Source organism: Streptomyces qinglanensis (genome assembly GCF_900111245.1).
Taxonomy (GTDB): domain Bacteria; phylum Actinomycetota; class Actinomycetes; order Streptomycetales; family Streptomycetaceae; genus Streptomyces; species Streptomyces qinglanensis.
On record NZ_FOGO01000010.1, the window covers coordinates 37,560 to 58,691 of the forward strand.

10 protein-coding genes are annotated in these 21,132 nt (G+C 74.3%); 1 reads left to right on the forward strand and 9 read right to left on the reverse strand.

The window, feature by feature from the left end:
• Positions 1-165 precede the first annotated feature (165 nt).
• Positions 166-1,017, reverse strand: coding sequence for a potassium channel family protein (locus tag BMX65_RS20855; protein ID WP_075001878.1), 852 nt, complete (start codon positions 1,015-1,017; stop codon positions 166-168).
• A 353-nt stretch (positions 1,018-1,370) separates the two neighbouring features.
• Here BMX65_RS20855 and BMX65_RS20860 point away from each other — a divergent pair, with 353 nt between their 5' ends.
• A complete protein-coding gene (locus tag BMX65_RS20860; protein ID WP_075001879.1) occupies positions 1,371-2,039 on the forward strand; it encodes an O-methyltransferase in 669 nt (222 codons plus the stop codon).
• A gap of 133 nt (positions 2,040-2,172) precedes the next feature.
• Here BMX65_RS20860 and BMX65_RS20865 read toward each other — a convergent pair whose 3' ends face one another.
• From BMX65_RS20865 to BMX65_RS20900, 8 genes are all read right to left on the reverse strand, one after another.
• Entirely contained in the window at positions 2,173-3,273 is a 1,101-nt protein-coding gene (locus tag BMX65_RS20865) for an HAD-IIIC family phosphatase (RefSeq protein WP_075001880.1), read from the reverse strand.
• Positions 3,274-3,313: 40 nt separating this feature from the next.
• Positions 3,314-4,477 carry an acyl-CoA dehydrogenase family protein gene (locus BMX65_RS20870; protein ID WP_079172010.1) on the reverse strand — a complete coding sequence of 388 codons (1,164 nt, stop codon included), beginning with the start codon at positions 4,475-4,477 and terminating at the stop codon, positions 3,314-3,316.
• Positions 4,470-4,775, reverse strand: coding sequence for an acyl carrier protein (locus tag BMX65_RS20875; RefSeq protein WP_075001881.1), 306 nt, complete (start codon positions 4,773-4,775; stop codon positions 4,470-4,472). The genes BMX65_RS20870 and BMX65_RS20875 overlap by 8 nt, the downstream gene beginning before the upstream one ends.
• Positions 4,772-5,608 carry a 3-hydroxyacyl-CoA dehydrogenase family protein gene (locus BMX65_RS20880; RefSeq protein ID WP_075002017.1) on the reverse strand — a complete coding sequence of 279 codons (837 nt, stop codon included), beginning with the start codon at positions 5,606-5,608 and terminating at the stop codon, positions 4,772-4,774. The genes BMX65_RS20875 and BMX65_RS20880 overlap by 4 nt, the downstream gene beginning before the upstream one ends.
• A 62-nt stretch (positions 5,609-5,670) precedes the next feature.
• Positions 5,671-7,764 (reverse strand): acyltransferase domain-containing protein, encoded by a 2,094-nt coding sequence (locus tag BMX65_RS20885; protein WP_075001882.1) that lies wholly within the window; start codon positions 7,762-7,764, stop codon positions 5,671-5,673.
• Positions 7,765-7,815: 51 nt separating this feature from the next.
• On the reverse strand, positions 7,816-11,490 hold the full coding sequence (gene fabD / locus BMX65_RS33645; protein WP_075001883.1) for an ACP S-malonyltransferase: 3,675 nt from the start codon (positions 11,488-11,490) through the stop codon (positions 7,816-7,818).
• Complete coding sequence (locus BMX65_RS20895; RefSeq protein WP_075001884.1) at positions 11,487-17,501, reverse strand: non-ribosomal peptide synthetase; 6,015 nt, start codon at positions 17,499-17,501, stop codon at positions 11,487-11,489. Before BMX65_RS20895 ends, fabD begins: the two co-directional genes overlap by 4 nt.
• Before the next feature lie 50 nt (positions 17,502-17,551).
• Positions 17,552-21,115, reverse strand: coding sequence for a beta-ketoacyl synthase N-terminal-like domain-containing protein (locus BMX65_RS20900; protein ID WP_075001885.1), 3,564 nt, complete (start codon positions 21,113-21,115; stop codon positions 17,552-17,554).
• Between the last annotated feature and the right edge of the window lie 17 nt (positions 21,116-21,132).

Below are 21,132 nucleotides of genomic sequence, written 5' to 3' on the forward strand. Positions count from 1 at the left end.
GGCGCGCGGGCCGGGCGGTCCGCGGCTCCGGGCACAGGCTGCCGCGCCCACCTACCAGTATCAGCACCGGCCGCCGCCGTCCGGTATTTCCGCTCCGCCGGGCCGCCCCCTGTTCCGGGGTGCGCCGGTCCGGGGGCGGCCCGGCGCACCCCGGAACGGCCGCGGTCAGCCGGTCCGCGGCGCCCCCGGCCCGTCCTCCGCCGGGGAGGGGTCCGGCCCGGCGGGCTGCCGCCCCACCGAGGTGAGCAGGGCCCGCTGCTCCTCGAGCTGGCGCTGCTGGGCGCGGATCACCTCGGTCAGCTCGTGGATCTCCTGGCGGGTCGCGGTCCGCTCCTCCGTACCGGCCGACGAGACGCGTTCGATGAACCAGGAGGCGAGCGAGGCGGAGACCACACCGAGCACCGCGATCCCGGCGATCATCAGCAGTACTGCCACCACCCGGCCGGTCATCGTGACCGGGTAGTAGTCCCCGTAGCCGACCGTGGTCACGGTGGCGAAGGCCCACCAGACCGCGTCGGGGAAGCTGTCGATGGTGGCCCCTTCGACACCGCGTTCGGCATCCAGCACGGCCAGCGCCCCGCAGAACATCAGCAGCCCGGTGGCTCCGACGGCATAGGTGGTGACCTGGCCGCGCAGGGAGACGGCGGCCCGGCGGTTGAGCACACTCATCACGGTCAGCAGCCGCAGCATCCGCAGCGGCCGGAAGAACGGCAGGACCACCGTCGCCAGCGTGAAGAGGTTGCGCTTGAAGTAGACCCAGCGGTCCACGGCCCGCATCAGCCGGACCACGTAGTCGAGGGCGAAGAGGCCCCAGGTGATCCAGCTCGCCCAGGTGCAGGCGGTCCGCCACCGAGGGCTCAGGTCCGGCTGCAGGATCGGCCACGCGTACGCCGCGAGGAAGACCAGCACCACGCCCATCAGCAGCACGTCGACCACCGGCAGCGGCTCCGGGGGCTCCGCCGAAGCCTTGGTGGCCGGGAATGCTGTCGGCTCCGAGGTGTCCGTGCGCTCGTTCATCACGCGCGCACGATACCCACGGCCGCTCCGCGGCCGACGGGTGGTGCCCGGCCGCCCCGGGGCCGCGGCCCGGCCCCGGATCCCCCGGCCCCCGTCGGCCTTCCCCCGGCATCGGCCGGCGCGCCACTGCCCAGGACGAGGGGCCCGGGTGGGGGTCCGGCTCCCGGTCCTCGACGCCCGGGGCCCAGTGCCGGTGCCCGGTGCCCGGTGCCCGTGCCCGGGGCCCGGGGCCCGGACCCCTGGAGCCGGACGCCGCGTGCCGGGACGGGAACGGCGCCGGGGGGCAGGAGGGGCGGCGCTGAGTCTTGGTGCTGCACGGCGTGTTGAGGGGCGAGGGAGGCTACGTTGAGGGCATGGCCACTCAGATAGCTGCCACCGAGGAACTGCTCGCCTACATCGAGTCCGTCTCTCGCCCCGAGGACGAGGTACTGGGCGCGCTGCGCGAGTTGACCGCCGAACTGCCCGGGGGAACCGCGATGCAGGTGCCGGCCGCGGAGGCGCGGTTCCTGTCGCTGCTGATCCGGTTGACCGGTGCGTCGACCGTGCTGGAGATCGGCACCTTCACCGGATACAGCACGCTGTGCATGGCGCGGGCCCTTCCGGAGGGGGGCAGGCTGACCACGTGCGAGGTCAACAGAAAATGGACGGACATCGCCGCCGGGTTCTGGGAACGCGCGGGGGTGGCCGACCGGATCGACCTCCGGCTCGGCGACGCACACGAGACGCTGGCCGGGCTGCGGAAGGAGGGGGGCAGCGGAAGTGTCGACCTCGTCTTCGTCGACGCCGACAAGAAGAGCTACCCCGCCTACTACGAGGCGTCCCTCGAACTGGTGCGGCCGGGCGGACTGCTGGTGCTCGACAACACTCTCTTCTTCGGCCGGGTCGTCGACCCGGCCGCCGACGACCCCGACACGGTCGCCATCCGCGAGGTGAACGAGCTCCTCCGCTCCGACGACCGGGTGGAGCCCGTCGTGCTGCCCGTCGCCGACGGGATCACTCTGGCCCGGAAGAAGGACGCCTGACGCTCGCACCGGCGCCCGGGCCGGGCGCCGGTGCGAGCCGGGCTTCCCCGGCAGCGGATCGCGGCCGGAGGAGCCCGGCCCGGGAGTGCCCGCCCCGGCCGGGACTCCGGCCGGGGCGGGCCCCGGTGCCGGGTCAGTCCGCTGCGTGCTCCTGCAGGACGGGGGCGGCCAGCTCCGGTGCGGTCAGCCGCATGGTGCCCGGCGGGTCGCGGTGTTCGGCCACCAGGTGGAGCCGCTGCACACCCTCGGCCCCGGCGGCGGGCAGCGAGCCGCGGCAGTCGCACTCCTGGTCGTCGAAGCCGGCGAACCGGTAGGCGACCTCCATCATGCGGTTGCGGTCGGTGCGCCGGAAGTCGGCCAGCAGGTGGACCCCCGCGGTGGCCGCCTCGGTCGCCAGCCAGTTGAGCACCGCCGTACCGACGCCGAAGGAGACCACCCGGCAGGAGGTGGCCAGCAGCTTCAGATGCCAGGCCGCCGGGTGCCGCTCCAGCAGCAGGACACCGATCGCGCCGTGGGTGCCGAACCGGTCGGCGAGGGTGGCGACGAGCACCTCGTGGCCGTCGTCGGCGAGGAGCCCGCGCAGCGCCTCGTCGGAGTAGTGCACGCCCGTGGCGTTCATCTGGCTGGTGCGCAGGGTCAGTTCCTCCACCCTGCTGAGTTCGACCGGCGTCGCGCGGAAGATCCGCAGATCCAGCTCGAGGGTGCGCAGGAACTCCTCGTCGGGGCCGGTGAACTCGGCGCGTTCGGCGTCCCGGCGGAAGTTCGCCCGGTACATCGCACGCCGCTTGCCGGAGTCGACCGTCCTGGTGGCCGGGGTGAACTCGGGCAGCGAGAGGAGGTCAGCGGCCCGCTCGGCCGGGTAGCAGCGGACCTCGGGCAGGTGGAACTCCACCTCGGCGCGTTCGGCGGGCTGGTCGTCGATGAAGGCGAGGGTGCGCGGGGCGAAGTTGAGCTGGTCGGCGATCGAGCGCACCGATTCCGACTTCGGCCCCCAGCCGATGGAGGCGAGCACGAAGTACTCGGCGATCCCCAGTTCCTCCAGCCTGGCCCAGGCGGGTTCGTGGTCGTTCTTGCTGGCAACCGCCTGCAGGATGCCGCGCGCGTCCAGTTCGACGACGACCGCGCGGATCTCCTCGGCGAGCCGCACCTCGGCGTCCTCGGACAGGGTGCCCTGCCACAGCGTGTTGTCCAGATCCCAGACCAGGCACTTCACCGTGGTCGTGTGTTCGCTCACCGTCCGGTGTCCTCTCGGGTGGTTACGGGAGCAGGGCTCCTCAGGTGTAGACGCTCAACGCGTGTTCGGCCAGCAGCAGTTCGCAGATCTCGCTGCTGCCCTCGATGATCTCCATCAGCTTGGCGTCCCGGTAGGCACGTGCGACCGGATGGCCGTCCCGGGCGCCCGCCGAGGCCAGTACCTGGACCGCGGTCGCGGCCCCCGCCGCCGCCTGCCGGGAGCTCACGTACTTCGCGAGCACCGTGGCCGACACCATCTCCGGGGACCGGGTGTCCCAGCAGTGGCTGGCGTGCGCGCACGCCCGGGTCGCCGTCTGCTCGGCTGCCAGCAGTTCGGCCACATGCCGGGCGACGAGCTGGTGCCCGGCCAGCGGCTTCCCGAACTGCTGCCGGGTGCGGGCGTGCCGGCCGACCGCGGCCAGGCAGCCGCGCAGGATGCCGACGCAGCCCCAGGCGACGGACATCCGGCCGTAGGAGAGCGCGGTGCCGACCAGCAGATCGGTGGACTGCCCGGCGCCGCCCAGCACGTCGCCCGCGGGCACCCGCACCCCGTCCAGCCGGAGGTGCGCGTGCCCCGCGGCCCGGCAGCCCATCGGCTCGGGCACCCGTTCCACCGTGACGCCCGGTGCCGTCGCGGGCACCACGACCGCGGCGGCGCCGTCGCCGTACCGGCCGAAGACCACGAGCAGGTCCGCGTAGCAGGCAGCGGTGATCCAGACCTTCTCGCCGGTCACCACCACGCTGTCGCCGTCCGGTTCGATGCGGGTGGCCATGGCGGACAGGTCGCTGCCCGCCTCCGGTTCGCTGAAGGCGACGGCGGCCTGCGCGCCGCCCGCCAGCCGGGGCAGCAGCGCGGCGCGCTGCTGCCGTTCGCCGAGCCGCTGGACGGTCCAGGCGGCCATCCCCTGCGAGGTCATCAGACTGCGCAGGGAGCTGCACCGGCTGCCGACGAACGCGGTCAGCTCGCCGTTGTCGGCACTGCTCAGCCCGGGGCCCCCGTAGCGCCGGGGGATCTGCGCGGCCATCAGCCCCTGCGCGCCGGCCGTGCGGACGGTCTCCTCGGGGATGCGTCCCGCCCGGTCCCAGGCGTCGGCCGCAGAGTCGTCGACCAGTTCGGCGGCGACGGCCCGGAGCCGGTCGGGTCCGGCGGCCGGGTCGGCCGCCGGGCCGGCCGCCGGACCGGCCACGGCCGTTCCGTCAGCCACGACCGGCTCCGTCCCCGGCGTCCCCGGCCTCGGCGGCGTCCTCGGCGCGCAGCCGCTGGACGAGCGCGGTCATGGCCGTCACCGTGCGCATGTTGTCCAGCCGCAGGTCGCTGCCCGCGATCTCGACGTCGAACGCCTCTTCCAGGAAGACCACGAGTTCCATGGCGAACAGCGAGTTGACCCCGCCGGAGGCGAACACGTCGGTGTCCACCGCGAAGGAGGTCTTGGTGCGCTCCTCCAGGAACCGGGAGATCCGCTCGGCGATGACGTCGGCGGTCGGCTCGGGCGTGGTGGTCATGACGGGTTCCCTCCGTAGTCGTAGAAGCCGCGGCCGGTCTTCCGGCCGAAGTGGCCTGCCCGGACCTTGTCCAGCAGGAGCTGATCCGGCTCGCATCCCGGGTCTCCGGTCCTCTCGTGGAGGACCCGCAGCGAGTCGGCGAGGTTGTCCAGACCGATCAGGTCGGCGGTGCGCAGCGGCCCGGTGCGGTGGCCGAGGCCGCTTTCGAAGAGCGCGTCCACCGTCTCCGCCGGCGCGGTGCCCTCCCGTACCGTCCGGATCGCGTCGTTGATCATGGGGTGCAGCACCCTGCTGGTCACGAAGCCCGGGCTGTCGGCCACCACCAGGGGGGTGCGGCCGAGCGCGGTGAGCAGCGAGACGAGCGCGGCTTCGGCCGGGTCGCCGGTCCGCCTCCCGCGGATCACCTCCACGGTGGGGATCAGGTAGGGCGGGTTCATGAAGTGGGTGCCGAGGAACTCCTGCGGCCGGGCCACGGACGCGGCGAGTTCGTCGATCGGGATGGACGAGGTGTTGGAGACCACCGGGGTTCCGGGGGCGACCAGTGCGGAGACCTCGGCCAGCGCGGCGGCCTTCACCTCGGCCAGTTCGGTGACGGCCTCGATGACGGCGGTGGCCGCCGCGCCGTCCTTCGCCGCGGTGGTGGTGGTCAGCTCACCGGGTGCGGCGCCGTCCGGCAGCGCCCCCATCAGCCGGGCCAGTTTCAGTTCCCGGCGGATCCGCCGCCGCGCCTGTTCCAGCCGGGCCTCGTCGACATCGACGAGGGTGACCGGCAGCCCGGAGCCGAGGCCCAGCGCCGCGATGCCGACGCCCATCACCCCGGCTCCCAGGATCATCAGCCTGTGGTTGGTCCGTTCTTCCGACACCACACCTCCATGGAGTGTCACATCCAGTCCGGTCATGAGCCGTTCGACCAGCTCAGTGCGGGCAGTACGACGCCGAGCGCGCCCGCCAGATCCCCGCGGTCCACCGCGCGCCAGAACCCGCTCCCGGCCGCGCCCGGCGCGGACAGACCGGTTGCGGAGTCCGATCCGTCCGCCGCATCCGATCCGTCCGCCGCATCCGGTCCGGCCGCGGCGATCCGGTGCGGGGGCTGCTGCGGCAGCGGCCCGGCGGGCAGCTCGATCCGGCCGCGGGAGGCGCAGGTACCCGCCCAGTCGACCGGCACCCCCGCCACCTGGGCCTCGGCCAGCGAGGTGAGCATGCGCTGCGCGGTGCTCTCCCCCATCCGCAGCGAGCCGACGGCGTGCACCTCGGTCCCGGTGTCCGCGGCGATGTCCGCCACCGGGGCGGTCAGCAGTGGGTGTGCCGAGGGTTCGACGAAGGTGCTGAACCCCAGGCTCAGCAGGGTCCGCACCGCGCTGTCGAACTCCACCGTCTGGCGCAGGTTCCGGTACCAGTACGCGGTGTCGAGCGCGGCGGGGTCCAGGACGCGGCCGGTCACCGTCGAGCAGAGCAGGGTGTCGGTGGAGCGGTGGCGAAGGGGCCCCACCTCGTCGAGCAGGGGTCCGCGGATCGCGTCGACCTGCGCCGAGTGGGAGGCGAAGTCCGAGACGATCCGGGCCACCCGGACGCCCTCGTCCACGAGTCGGGAGAAGAGTTCCTCGATCGCGTCCGGGCTGCCGGCCACGCTGGTGGTGGCCGGTCCGTTGACGGCCGCGACGGCGAGCCCGCCGCCGAGCTCCGCGAGTCGTTCGCGGACCTGCGCCGCGGGCAGTGGCACGGACAGCATGGCGCCCTTGCCCGCCAGCGCCCCGGCGATGAGGCGGCTGCGCGCGGCCACCACCCGCGCGGCGTCCGGCAACGGGAGCGCACCCGCGACATGGGCCGCGGCGATCTCGCCCTGGGAGTGCCCCAGCACGGCCGCCGGGACCACCCCGAAGGACCGCCAGACGGCGGCCAGCGACACCGTGACGGTGAACAGCGCGGGCTGCACCACATCCACCCGGTTCAGCGAGGCCGCGCCGCGGCGACCGCGCACCACGTCGGCCAACGACCAGTCCACGTACGGCGCGAACGCCTCCGCGCAGGCCCGGACGCTCTCCCGGAACGCCGGGGAGCTGTCCCACAGCCCGCCGCCCATGCCGCGCCACTGGCCCCCGGCGCCGGGGAACATCATCACCACACCGCCGGCCGGCCGCGCGGTGCCGCGCACCAGGCCCTCGTGGTCGTGCCCGGCGGCCAGTGCGTCGAGCGCGGCCAGCAGTTCCTCGCGGTCCGTGCCCACGGCGACCGCGCGGTGCTCGGCGGCGGCCCGGCCGGTCGCCAGGGCGTGTGCGACGTCGTGGCTGTCCAGTTCCGGGTGGTCGCGCAGATACGCGGCGAGCAGCCGCGCCTCGGTCCGCAGCCCGGTCTCCGAACGGCCCGACACCGGCCAGGGCACCGCACCGGCCAGCGCGGGCCGCTCCGGAGCCGGGGTCCTGGCCGGCCGTTCCGGAGGCGCGGCCGGAGCGGCCGGGGCCGCCGGAGCAGCCGGGGCCGCCGGGGCCGCCGGGGCCGCGGAGTCCGACTGCGGCGGCTGGAACCGCCGTACGGCCGCGAGCAGTCCGGTGACTCCGGTGCGCGCGGCCCGGCCTTCGCCGGCGAGTTCGAGCAGGCACAGGACCGTCTCCCCGGCGGCCCGCGCGTCGGACAGGCGCTTGAGGAGCAGCCGGCCGCCCGGCTGCGCGGTGGTACCGGCCACTGCGGTACGCGCGGCGCCGCCGCGCAGCCAGGACAGCGCCGCCGCGACGGCGTTGCACAGCGGCGGGTCCCCGGACGGCAGATGCTCGACCGGTGCGCCGGGCACCGGGTTCGCCTCGGCGCCGCCGTGCGGCCCTTCCAGGAACACCGCGGTCGCCCCGGGGTCCGGTCGGCCCGGGACGGGGGCGCCCTCGGCTGCGGCGGGGACCGCGCCCCGGAACGGATCCGGCGCACCGGACACCCCGAGGACCGCGATCGGGTCACCACCCGCCGCGGTGCCCTCGGGTACGGGTGACAGCACGAAACTCACTACGGGAAACCTCCGGGAGAACGGAACCGCCGCACCGGGACCGGCGGCCGGTCAGCGGACGGGGTCGCACCGTCGCGCATCGAGCAACTTCGCAGTGCCGCCGAGCAGATGTTCGGTAATCGTATCGATGTTGCGGCGCTGCCAGGGTTCGAGTTCGGTACCCCGGACCCAGTCGTTGAAGGCCCCCATCGCGGGGCCGCAGGGGATGTGGTAGTCGACCTTCCGGGTGGTGTCGCCCTGCCGTGCCAGGGCCAGCCCCTGGACGAGGTAGCTGCGGAAGACGGCGGCCATGTCCTGCTTGGGGCTGCCGCCCGGCCCGGCCGCGGCGAGCGCCTCGGCGAACGGGCGGCGCAGATACCGCCGCTCGATCTCGTCCCGGGTGCCGGGGTCGATGTCCTGCCAGCGGTCGTGGGCGCGCCAGAGCTGGTGCAGCTTCGCCGCCTTGGCCGGGTAGAACACCCCCTTGCGGACGACGGTGTTCCGCACGCCCAGCTCGAACATCTCGGGCCAGGGCGCGTCGTCCACGTCGTGCACCGACAGGCTCTGCAGGATGTCCTTGGTGTGCGGGCTGGTGGCCGCCTCGACGGTGCACTGGTTGATCGAGCCCGTCAGCAGGAACTCCGCGCCCATGAACAGCGCGGCGGCGGCAGCCTCGGGCGTACCGATCCCGCCCGCGGCACCCACGTGCACCCGCTGCCGGGCGCCGGCGGCCAGCCGGTCGCGCAGCCGCAGGACCGAAGGCAGCACGGTGGCCACACTCGCCGGGCTGCTGAGCCATCCGGCACCGGCCTCGACCACCAGGTCCGTCGCGACAGGGACCGAGCCCGCATCGGCGGCCTCCTCCGCGGTGAGGTGGCCGTGCTCGCGCAGGTGCCGCACCACGTCCGCGGGGGCGGGCGAGAGCAACTGCTCGGCCAGGTCGGTGCGGTTGACCTTCGCCAGCACCGCTCCGCCCTTGAGCCGGAACTTCACCAGCGCGGGGGTGATCTCCAGATGCCCGGACGCCTCCACCACCCGCACGCCCAGCCGCAGATACAGCTCCGCCAGCGCCAACTCCCCCTCGGGATCGGCCTGCTGGTAGGGCAGTGCCGCACCGTAGGGGTTGTCCCGGCCCAGCCCGGCGACCACCGTGCCGAGTCCGCTCTCCACCTCGGCCGGGGTGAGACCGCCCGCGCCGTAGAAGCCCATACCGCCCGACTTGGCGAGCCGGGAGAGCAGATCCGGACCCGAGACCCCGCCGTACATCGAGCCCGCGACGCAGGCGTGCCGCAGCCCGTAGCGCGCCCGGAACGAGGCGGCGCCGAGCCCGGTGAACTCCGCGGCCCCGTCTGCGTCCGGCCACCCGGCCGCGCTCCCCGGCCCGGCCACCGCCGGAGCCGCCGCCACCGGTCCGGCTGCGCTCGATCCTGCGGTCGGTCCCACCGGTTCGGGGGCCCGCGCGATCGGCCCCGGGGCCGGGGTCGGGGCCGGGGTCGGCCCCGGGGTCGCGGTCGATGGTTCGGGCACCGGTGCCGCCGGTTCACCGGCCGGGACGGTCGGCCCGGAGGCCGCACCCGTCGGTTCGGCAGTCCGGGCGTCCGGTCCCGGGGCCGGACCCGCCTCGGCGGCCGGAGCGGCTCCGGGCTGCCCGGTGGCCACGGGGGCGCTCCGTGCCCCGTCCGCCGGGGGGACGGGCGCGGGCTCGGGTGCGGGACCGCTCGCGGGCCCGGTTTCCGCCCGGGACGCCCCGGGTCCGGCAGCCGGCCCCGCGGCGTGCGCCGGACCAGCCGGCTCCGCGGCCGCGGACGGACCGGTCCCGGACGGACCGGTCCCGGCCGGAGCGGCGACAGGCGGGGCCGCCGCCGGGGTCTCCGCGGACGCCTGTTTCTCGATCCGGGCCACCAGGTTGCGCAGCACCCGGCCCGGGCCCAGCTCGACGAACTCGAACGGGCCGCGCTGCCGCAGATACCGGACCGAGTCGAGCCAGCGGACGGGGTGGTCCATCTGCCGGGTGAGCCGGTGGACGAGTCCCGCCGCGTCGTGCGGCCTGGCGTCGACGTTGGCGATCACCGGGATCCGCGGCTCCTCCAGCGGGAGGCCGGCGAGGAACCGGCCGAACTCCTCGGCGGCTCCGGAGACGAAGGGGGAGTGCAGCGCGCCGCCCACCCGCAGTCTGCCGTAGCGGGCCCCGGCCGCCTCGGCCGGCGGCTTGACGGCGTCCAGACCGCTGTCGGAGCCGGCCAGCACGATCTGGTCGGCTGCGTTGATGTTGGCGATGTGGACATCGTCGATCCCGGCGATCAGCGACTCGACGGTCGGCAGGTCGCAGCCCACGACGGCGGCCATCGAGCCGGTGGCGACCTGCCCCATCAGCTCCCCGCGGCGGGCGACCATGCGCAGCCCGGTCTCGAAGTCGAAGACTCCGGCGGCGAACAGCGCCGCGTACTCGCCCAGGCTGTGCCCCACCAGGTAGTCCGGCGGGACCGGGTCCTCCTCCTGGCGCGCGAGATAGGCGAGCGCCGAGACGGTGTAGAGCGCCGGCTGGGTGTACTCGGTCTGCCGGAGCCGGCCTTGCGGGTTGTGCTCGCACAGCTCGCGGACGGAATAGCCGAGGACGGCGTCGGCGGCGGCGGTCTCGGCGGGGAACCGGTCGAACAGCTCGGCGCCCATGCCCTGGGACTGGGAGCCCTGCCCCGGGAATCCGTAGACCTTGGCAACCTGCATCGAAGCTCCTTCCGCCGGAGGCGGGGCGGGCCGGACGGACGGGGCGGGCCGGACGGTCCGCGGCGCGGCGCCGGGTGCGGGCCGGAAGGTGTCCCGCACCTTGGCGAGCTGCCGGCTGTCGTGGCCGAAGATGCTCAGCAGCGGATACGAGCGCCCCCGCGCGGGACCCAGCAGCGCGGTGGTCAGATTGTGCAGGGTGCTGGAGGGGCCCAGGTCGAGGTAGCGGTGCGGGCCGGTCCGCTCCAGGCCCCGGACGGCGCGTTCGAACTCGATCGGACCGGAGACCACCTGCCAGTAGTGCTCGGCCGTCGGGCGCGCCACCTGTTCCCCGGTGGCGCAGGAGACGAGGGGGACGCGCGGCTCCCGCAGCTCCAGGCCCCCCAGCAGCTCCTGGCAGGCGGCCCGGCGGACGTCCAGCAGCCGCGAGTGGAAGGCGTACTCGACCGGGACACGCTGGCAGGGGACCTCCGCCGCGCGCAGCGCCGCCTCGGCCGCCGCCAGTCCGTCCTCGGCCCCGGAGACCACGAAGTGCTCGGGGCCGTTGCGCGCGGCCAGGTCGGTGTGGTCCCGCAGTTCGGGCATCCGCGCGTGCAGCCCGGGGTCGGCGAGCACGGCGAGCATCCCGCCGGAGGGCAGCCCCTGCAGCGTCCTGGCCTGCTCCACGACGAGCCGCAGGCACTCCGGGACGGTGAGCACGCCGGAGACCGCCGCCGAGGTGAACTCACCCAGGCTCGCCCCGAGGAGCAGATCGGGCACGATGCCGTCCGCGCGCAGCAGTTCGACCGCGGCCAGCTCGATCATCACGATCGCCGGGTGGGTGACCAGGGTGTCGGTGAACGGCTCCCCCACCCGGCCGCCGTGGTAGAGCTGGGCCACCACCGAGCGGCCGAGCAGTTCGGCGACCATGGTGTCGAGCCGGTCCAGTTCGGTGCGGAAGACCGGCTCCTGGTGGTAGAGGGTCTCGCCCATCCCGAAGTGCTGGGAGCCCTGGCCGGAGAACATGAAGACGGTCGGGGTGCTCACTGCCCACCTCCGGCGAGCGCGAGGATGTCCTTGATCACGAAGCGTCCCTCCCGGAAGCCGGACACCGGACCGGTGGGGGCCGTGGCGCGGCGCGCCGCGGCGAGCAGGTCGCGCACCGGGGCTTCCCCGGCCTCCAGCAGGGCCCGCATGACCTCCGTGTAGGCGCCCAGGAGGAAGCGGACGGTCTCGTCGGTGAACAGGTCCCGGTAGTAGGACATGTGCAGGGTCATGGTGCTGGTGGGGAAGACGTCGACCCGCAGCGGGAAGCCCATCCGGGTCACGTAGTACCCCGGCGGGAACCGCTCGGAGGTGTCGATCCCGACGTTCTGGAAGACCAGGTAGCTCTCGCAGGGCAGTTCGCCGGGCGGCAGTTCGCCGTGTGCGAGGGCCTCGTCGAGCACGGTGTACTCGTGGGCCCCGACCTGCGCCATGTCGGCCATCACCCGGCGCAGCAGCTCCGGGAGGGGTTCGGCGCCGTCGATCCGGGTGCGCAGCGGCAGGATGTTCAGCGTGGGCCCGACCATGGTGTCCAGGCCCTCCAGCGCGGCGGAGCGGCCGTTGAGCAGCATGCCGTGCGCGACGTCGGCCCGGTCGCCGTCCCCGGTGAAGGCTCCGACGGTGAGCGCCCATCCGGCCTGGAACAGCGTGTTGAGCGTGGTCTTCCGTTCCGGGACCAGTGCGCGCAGTCCGGCGGCCAGGTCGTCGGGCAGGCTGATCCACTGACGGCCGTAGCCCTCCTCGGCGCCCACCCGGTTGCCGGGGACGCGGGGTGCCAGCGCGACCGGTTCCCGCAGCCCGGCCAGTGCGCGGCGCCAGTGGTCCGCCTCGGCCGCCCGGTCGCGTGCGCGGGTCTCGGCGACGAAGTCGGCGAAGCGCAGGCCGGTCTCCGGGGCCGGGGTCCGCCCGGCCGTCAGATCAGCGATCACCGCGTCGAACTGGCGGGCGATGATGTCGTAGGACCAGCCGTCCAGGCACAGGTAGCTGAGGCTGGTCACCATCAGGCAGTGCTCCTCGTCGAGGTCGGCGACGAAGTAGCGCAGCCCGCCGGGTACCGCGGGGTCGACCCCGCGCTCCCGGTCGGCCGCCAGGTGGCGCTCCAGCTCCGCGTCCTGCTCGGCGGGGGACAGCCCCCGCCAGTCGGCGTACTCGAACTCGACCCGGGGTTCGCGGTGCACGACCTGCATCGGCTCCTCGACGCCCTCCCAGACGAAGGAGGTGCGCAGCGCCTCGTAGGCGCGCGCCAGTTCGGTCGCGGCCGCGCTGAACACCTCCGGGTCCACCATTCCGCGCGGCATGGGGGTGAGCCGGTGCACTTGGAAGGCGCCGGTGGTGGGGTGGGCGAGCAGGGTGCGCAGGGCCCAGGACTGGAACGGCGCCAGCGGCTGGACGGCCTCGACGGCGGGGTCGGCCCGCAGCCGGTCCAGGACGTCGGCGGCGGAGACGGCGGCGGCGTCCGAGGCGTCCGCCGGTCCCGCAGCTCCGGCTCCGGCCGGTTCGGCGTCCGCAGCGACGGCGGCGGCGAGCTCGCTGAGGGTGCCGTGCTGGAAGAGCATCTGCGGGGTGAGCTCGAGGCCGCGCTTGCGGGCAGCCGTGACGACGCGGATGGTGTGGATCGAGTCGCCGCCGAGCTGGAAGAAGTTGCTGCCCGCCCCGACCCGGCCGGCGCCCAGCACCTCCTGCCAGATCTCGGCGAGGGCGCGCTCGGTCGCGGTGGCCGGCTCGACCGCGTCCTCGGCGTCGTCGGCGAGTTCGGGCAGCGGCTCGGGGAGTGCGGTGCGGTCCAGCTTGCCGTTGGTGTTGATCGGGAAGCGGGTCAGCGGCACGTACGACGAGGGCACCATGTAGTCCGGCAGCCGGTCCTTCAGGTGTGCGCGCAGTTGCGGCAGGAGCGCTGCGGCGGTGTTGGCGAACGCCGGGTCCGTCGAGGTGTCCTCCGCGCGGACGTGCTCGGCGGGCCGGTCCGCGATCCACCGCCGGGCCGTGCCGGGAGTGGCGAGCAGCACCGTGTAGCTGCCGTCCGCGGCGCCCGGTGTCCAGGTGAGCCGGGCGGTGCGGCCGAGCCGCCCGGCCAGCCGCCACCAGCGCTCCGGGTGCACCGCGCCCCCGTCGGAGGGCCCGGCGCCGTCGGAGGGCAGTGCGGGGGCCGGGTCCTCGGGGCCGGCCCGGTCGAGCGCGGTCCGCGCCGCGACGACGTCGGCCAGCCGCGCGTTGGGCACACCGCGCACCACGACCGCCTCCGGGTCGCGGGTGCGGATCAGCTCCTCGACGGCCGCGAGGGTCGTCCCGTCCGCCGCCCAGTCGAGCACGGTCCCGGGCACCTGCTGGGCCACCGGGGCGCCGGTGTGCAGGACGGCGTCGTAGCGGTAGCGGTTCATCTCGTTGTCCCGCTCGCCGCGCCGCAACTGCGTCTCGACCCGGCTGATCCCGGGGTGGTCGCGGCGCAGCAGGTCGAAGAAGGCGGGGTCCAGCACCAGTTCGCGGTCCTGCGCGGCGGCGTGCCGGATCCGGGTCCGCGCCTGGGCGGCGCCGGGTGCGGCGTCGCCGCGGCGCAGTTCCACATCGGCGTGGAAGGTGTCGAACACCTGGAGCGCGCGTACGTCGCCGACGAACACGGTGCCGCCGTCGGCGACGACCCGCAGCGCTCCCGCGATCACCTCGCGCAGATAGGCCGGGTCCGGGAAGTACTGGACCACCGAGTTGATGACGACGGTGTCGAACTGCCCGTCTCCGAAAGCGGTCAGGTCGTGGGCGGGCAGCACATGCAGCTCCACGTCCGACAGGTCGGGCCGCGGCTCGACCACGGTCTCGCGCAGGTTCCGGACGGCCGTCGCGGACATGTCGGTGCCGTGGTACTCGGCGCAGTGCGGGGCGATCCGGGACAGCAGCAGCCCCGTACCGCAACCGATCTCCAGCACCCGCTTCGGGCCCAGTTCCAGCACGCGGTCGACCGTGCTGGTCGTCCATTCCCACATGTCCATCGGGGACAGTGGCTCGCCGGTGTAACTGCTGGTCCAGCCGCGGATGTCGAAGCCCGGTTCGACGGCGGGGCCCTCGTCGTAGACCCGGTCGAACACCTCGCGCCACTCCACGCCGCGTTCGCCGTCCCCGGCGGCGTCGGCGGTAGCGGCGACGGTGGCGGCTTCCGCGTCGGTGCCGGGGTCGGCGTCCCGCTGCGGGATCACATAGGCGACGAGTCGGCTGCCGTCCGCATCGGGCAGTACGACGGCCTCGCGCACCCCCCGGTGTTCGGCGAGCGCCGCGCCGACCTCGCCCAGCTCCACCCGGTGGCCGCGGATCTTGACCTGCTGGTCGGCGCGGCCGATGTACTCCAGTTCGCCACCGGGCAGCCAGCGCACCAGGTCGCCGGAGCGGTACTCGCGTCCGCCGGGGCCCTCGACGAACCGCTCGGCGTTCAGCTCCGGCCGGTCCAGATAGCCCAGGGTCACCCCGCTGCCCCCCACGTACAGCTCGCCGCGCACCCCGATCGGGCTGGGCTCGCCGTAGCCGTCGAGCACCCGCGCCGACAGGTCGGGCATGGGGACGCCGATGGGCGATCCGGACGAGGCCCACTCCAGGTCGGCCCGGGTGATCTCGCGGTAGGTGACGTGCACGGTGGTCTCGGTGATGCCGTACATGTTGACCAGCCGGGGCTGCCGGTCGCCGTGCCGGTCGAACCACGAGCGCAGCCCCGGTACGTCCAGCGCCTCGCCGCCGAAGGTCACCACGCGCAGGGCCAGTTCGCCCGGCGGTGCCGTCTCCTCGGCCGCGGCCAGGTGCCGGAAGGCCAGCGGTGTCTGGTTGAGGACGGTGACCCGCTCCTCGCGCAGCAGCCGGAGGAAGTCCTCCGGCGAACGGCTGACGGCGTGCGGGACCACGACGAGGGTGCCGCCGTGCGTGAGCGCGCCGAACAGCTCCCACACCGACATGTCGAAGCTCGCGGAGTGGAACAGGGACCAGACGTCCTGCGGACCGAACCCGAACCAGTGGTCGGTCGCCGCGAACAGCCGGGTGAGGTTGGCGTGGCTGACCTGCACGCCCTTGGGCCTGCCGGTGGAGCCGGAGGTGTAGATGACGTACGCCGGATCCTGCGGCCCCGCGCCGGGCAGCCGCCCCGGCGCCTCCGCGGGCGGATGACCCTCGACGGTCACCACCGCGGCACCGCCGGCCGCGAGGCGGTCGGTCAGATGCCGCTGGGTGACGACGAGCTGCGCCTTGCTGTCGTCGAGCAGATACTGGATCCGCTCGGCGGGGTAGGCCGGATCGATCGGCACGTAGGCCCCGCCCGCCTTGAGGATGCCCAGCACACCCGAGACCAGCTCCGGTGACCGCTCGGTCGCCAGCGCCACCAGCGTGCCGCGCCCCACGCCCCGGTCGCGCAGGACCCGGGCCAGGGCGTCGGACTGCTCGTCGATCTCGCGGTAGGTGAGTCCGATGCCCTCGTGCCGTACCGCCACCGCCTCGGGTGTGCGGCGTGCGTGCTCGGCGAACAGCTCGTGGGCCAGCTCGGCGGGCACGGGAACGGTGTCGGACTGCGGGCCCCACTCGTCCTCGATCCGTGCCCGCTCCTGGTCGGTCATGACCGGCAGCGCGGCGATCGGGGAGTGCGCGTCGCGCCCCACGGCCTCCAGCACGGTGCGGTAGGCGGCCAGCAGCCGGTCGACGGTGTCGTGGTCGAACACCGCGGAGTTGTACTCGACCTCGACCAGCAGGTCGTCGTTCCGGTCGACGATGCTGATCCACAGGTCGAACTTGGAGGTGGCGTTGCGTACGCCGGAGATGCGCTCCACGGTCAGTCCGGCCGGAGAGCGCAGCGGACGGGCCGGCAGGAAGTTGAAGCAGACCTGGAACAGCGGGTTCTGGCTGAGGTAGCGCTCGGGCCGCAGATCCTCCACGATCGCCTCGAACGGGACCTCCTGGTTGCGCTGCGCGCCTGATGCGCCCTCCTGCACCGCGGCCACCAGCTCGGCGAAGGTCTGCTCCCCGTCGACCTCGGCGCGGTGCACCAGGGTGTTGACGAAGAACCCGATCAGCGGCTCGACGTCGGTGTGGGTGCGGTTGGTGACCGGCGACCCCACCGGGATGTCGCGCTGCCCGGTCCAGCGGTGCAGCAGCGCCTGGAGCGCCGCGAGCAGCACCGTGTACAGGCCGACGCCCTGGTCGCGGGCCAGCTCCTGGAGCCCGTCGCGCACCGTGCCGGGGAAGACCAGCTCGGCGTCGCCGCCCTCGAAGTTCTGCACGGCGGGGCGGGGCCGGTCGAAGGGCAGTTCCAGGTGCTCGGTGATGCCGGAGAGCCGCTCGCGCCAGTAGGAGAGCTGGTTCTCCAGCCGTTCGCCGCTCAGGTGCTCGCGCTGCCAGATGGCGAAGTCCGGGTACTGGATGGGCAGCTCCCGGAACGGCGAGGGCCGGCCCGCGTCGTAGGCGTCGTAGAGGGTCAGCAGCTCCTCCCAGAACAGCCCCAGGGACCATCCGTCGACCACCACGTGGTGGGCGTTGAGGAAGACGACCCAGCGCTCCTCGGCCAGCCGGAAGAGCACGACCCGCAGCAGCGGCCCCTCGGCCAGGTCGAACGGCTCCCTGGCGAGCTCGGCGACGCGGGCGTCCAGCCGGTCGGGGTCCGCGCGCAGGTCGTGCGTGACGACCGGCACGGTCAGCTCCTCGGCAACCCGCTGCCAGGGCTCGCCGTTCTCGTCCGGCAGCGTGGTGCGCAGCGCCTCGTGCCGCCGCACGATCTCGTCCACCGCGCGGCCGATCAGGTCCGGGCGCAGCGGACCGCTGATGGCGAAGGTCATCACCACGTTGTAGGCCGGGCTGCCGGGCACCATCTGGTCGAGGAACCACAGCCTGCGCTGCGCGAACGACAGCGGGGGCCGGACCCCCGGATCACGCCGGGGGATGCCGCCGCCCGCGGCTGCCCCCGGCTGCCGACGGCCCCCGGCCAGCTTGGCCAGCAGCGCCCGCTTCTGCGGCGACAGCCGATCGCTGCCCGCGCCGGCCTTCTCGTCCAATGACATGGGGAGTGCTCCTTCTGCCGAGTTCGGTGGGGTGGGGGCCGGGGCGCAGGTCAGGCGAGCATGTCGGCGACGACGCTCTCGGGGAGCTCGTCGATCCGGTCGACCAGTTCGGCCTCGACGAGCCGGGCCATCGCAGCGACGGTTCCGGCCTCGAACAGGCCACCGAGGTCGAGTTCGATCGGGAAGTGGTCCCGCAGCCGCGAGATGACCTGGGTGGCGAGGATCGAGTCGCCGCCCAGCTCGTGGAAGTCGTCCGCCGGTGCCACCGAGGCCAGTCCGAGCACCTCCGCGACCGCCTCGGCCACCATGGCCTCCAGGGCGCCGCCCTCGGCGGTGGCCGGTGCGGCCCCGCCGCCGTCCGGTGCGGCGGCGCGCCCGGCCGCGGGCGCCGTGGCCGTCGCGGCCGCCGCGGGCACGGCCGGCTCGACCGGTGCGGCGGTGTCGGTGGCACCGGCGTTCTCGGCCAGCAGCACCGACTCCAGCGCCCGGTCCTCGCGGGTGGCCAGCAGCGAGTAGGCCCTCACCGAGCCCAGTCCGGCCCGCTCCAGCGCCTGCCGCCACATCGGGGCGCTGAGCAGCGGCCCGTTCGGCAGCCGGGTGTCCTCGAACGACCACCAGCCCGGCATCAGCCCGAAGGTCAGGGTCGGGAACGGCTGCACCCGGGTGACCTCCAGCAGGATGAGGATGCCGCCGGGCCGCAGCAGGGACCGCGCGTTGGCCAGGGTGCGGTCGATGCGCGCGGTGGCGTGCAGGACGTTGGTGGCCAGCACCACGTCGTACTCGCCCCCGGCGAACCCCTGTGCTGCCGCGGGTCGTTCGATGTCCAGCACGGCGGTGTCCAGGAAGTCGTGCTCGCTGCCGTAGCGGTCGGCCCCGTAGCGGGTGAAGCCGCGGGAGATGTCGGTGTAGGTGTAGCGCACCCGGTCGCTGTAGGGGGACAGCGCGGGCAGCACCGAGGCGGTGGTGCCTCCGGTGCCCGCTCCCACCTCCACGACCGCCACCGGCACCTCCGGGTCGCGCTCCAGCCGGGCGGCCGTGTAGTCCGCGACCAGCCGGGCGACCAGCGCGTTGGCGTCCTGGTCGCTGTGGTAGACGCCCTCGACCGCGGTGAAGGAGCCGTCGGGGAACAGCACCTCGTGGGCCTTGCGCTTGCCGGTGAGCACGTCCGGATAGGCGTCCAGGCAGGTGGTGAGGAGCTTGGCGAAGCCGGCCATCTCCGGCCTGCGCTCCAGCAGCCCGCCGGTGAGGCGGTCCACCTCGGTCTCCTCCCACTGGAGGGTGGCCGCCGCGCACCGCTCGGTGGTGACGAAACCGTCGCCGTCCTCGGCGAGGTGCCCGGCGTCGACCAGGAGCCGCACCAATCCGGCGAGTTGCCGGTGGTGTTCGGCCACCACGCCGAGCCGCCCGATCAGTTCCTGGACGGTGTACCGCTCCCCCGCCGCGGCGAACACGCCCATCCGGCGCAGCGACGCCAGGAGCAACTGCTCGCACAGCGCCGCCAGCTCGTCCGCCAGCTCCTCGGCCTCCAGCGCGGCCCGCAGACTGGTGCGGTCCGGGTGCTCCGCCAGGTGTGCGGCCGCCGCGGCGTCCAGCTCCGGCAGCACGGACGGCACTCCGGGTGCGGTCTCCTCGGCGGGTCCGGCGGGCTGCGCGGAACCCCCGCCGCGGGCGCTGTCGGCGGAGGCGGCCGGGGACATCGGTGCCGAGCCGTCGGTGGGGCGTTCGATGGGCGTGCCGTCGGCCCACACGTGCGGGTAGCGGTGGCGCTCGAACGGGTAGCCCGGCAGCCCGATCCGGCGCGGCGCCGCACCCAGGTGCAGCCGTGCCCAGGACACCGGCTCCCCGGCCGCCCACTGCCTGGCTGCCTCGGCCAACGGTGGGGCCAGGTCCTGCGGTTCGGCGCTCTCCCCCGCCGCGATCCCCTCCAGCCGGTCGGCCAGCTCGGCGGTGGAGTCCGCGACCACGGCCGCGCGCTGCGCCATCGCCTCCCGCCCGACCTGCAGGGTGTAGGCCACATCGGCCAGGTCGGCACCGGCCAGCGGGCCGCGCAGCGCGGTGGCCAGCTCGGCGGCCTTGGCCCGCAGCCGCTCCTCGCTCCGCGCCGAGAGCGGCACCAGGTGCCGCCCGGGGCGGGCGGCCTGCGGCCGCGCGGGGGCCGGGAGGTCGGAGAGGACCAGGTGCGCGTTGGTGCCGCTGTAGCCGAAGGAGCTGACCGCGGCGTGCCGGCGGCCGTCCGGTCCCGGCACCCACGCGGACTCCTCGGTGGCCACCCGGACCGGCGCCGCGGAGAAGTCGATGTGCGGGCTGGGCGTGCTGAAGTTCGCCGCGGGCGGCACCGCCCCGGCCCGCATGCTCAGCAGCACCTTGATGACGCCGAGCACTCCGGCGGCGCCCATGGTGTGGCCGATGTTGGCCTTCACCGAGCCGATCGGGCAGTACCCGGTGCGGTCGGTGAGCCCCTCGAAGGCGGAGGTGATGCCCGCGATCTCGATGGGGTCCCCGAGCGTGGTGCCGGTGCCGTGCGCCTCGAAGTAGCCCAGGTCCTCGGCCGCGACGCCGCTGCGGTTCAGCACGCCGCGCAGCAGCCCGGCCTGCGCCTGGGTGCTGGGGGCCGTGATGCCGGAGGTGCGGCCGTCCTGGTTGGTGCCGCTCGCCCGGATCACCCCGTGCACCCGGTCGTTGTCCCGCAGCGCGTCGGACAGCCGCTTGAGGACGAGCATGCCCACGCCCTCCCCGACCAGCATGCCGTCGGCGGCCGCGTCGAAGGGACGGCACCTGCGGGTGCCCGAGACGGTGCCCAGGCTCTGCATGGTGAGGAACACACCCGGATGGTTGGCCGCGTACACACCGCCCGCGAGCACCAGGTCGGCCTCGTCGGACAGCAGCAGCCGGGCGGCGAGGTCGAGGGCCACCAGCGACGAGGAGCAGGCGGTGTCCATCGCCAGGGCCGGTCCGGCCAGGTCGAGGTGGTAGGCCAGCCGGGAGACCATCACGCTGGTGTCGGAGCCGAGCAGCGAGTGCGCGTTGTACTCCGCCTGGGGCGCCAGCCCGGTGGTGCCCACGACGGTGCCCACCCGCTGCCCGCGCAGGGTGGCGGCGTCGATCGCGGCGTCCTCCAGGGCGTGGTAGCTGGACTCCAGCAGCACGCGCTGGGCCGCGTCCATGGCCGCGGCCTCGGTCGGCGCGATCCGGAAGAACCCCGGGTCGAACGCGTCGGTGTCCGGCATCGCTCCGTAGCGGGGCAGCGCCGCGCCGGGGAACGCCTCCTGGAACATCCGCACCGCGACCGGGTCGTCGATCTCCCGGGTGACGTCGCGGCCCTCCCGCACCAGGTCCCAGAACTCCTCCGGGCCGGCGGCGCCGCCGGTCCGGCAGTGCAGCCCGACGATCGCCACCTCCTCCTGGGGGCCCTGCGCGGCCAGTACCGACTCCACATGTGCGGCGAGCCGGCCGATGTCGGGGTGGTCGGCGACCACCCCGCTGGAGAGGTTCGTCCCCAGCTCCGTGTTGATCGCCTCGACCAGCGAAACCGACCTGGCCAGGTCCAGTCCCGCAATGGTGGTCAGATTCAGCTTGGCCGCGGCCTCCTCGACCACGCGCACAATCTCGGACATGTCTCTCCCTCCCGGAT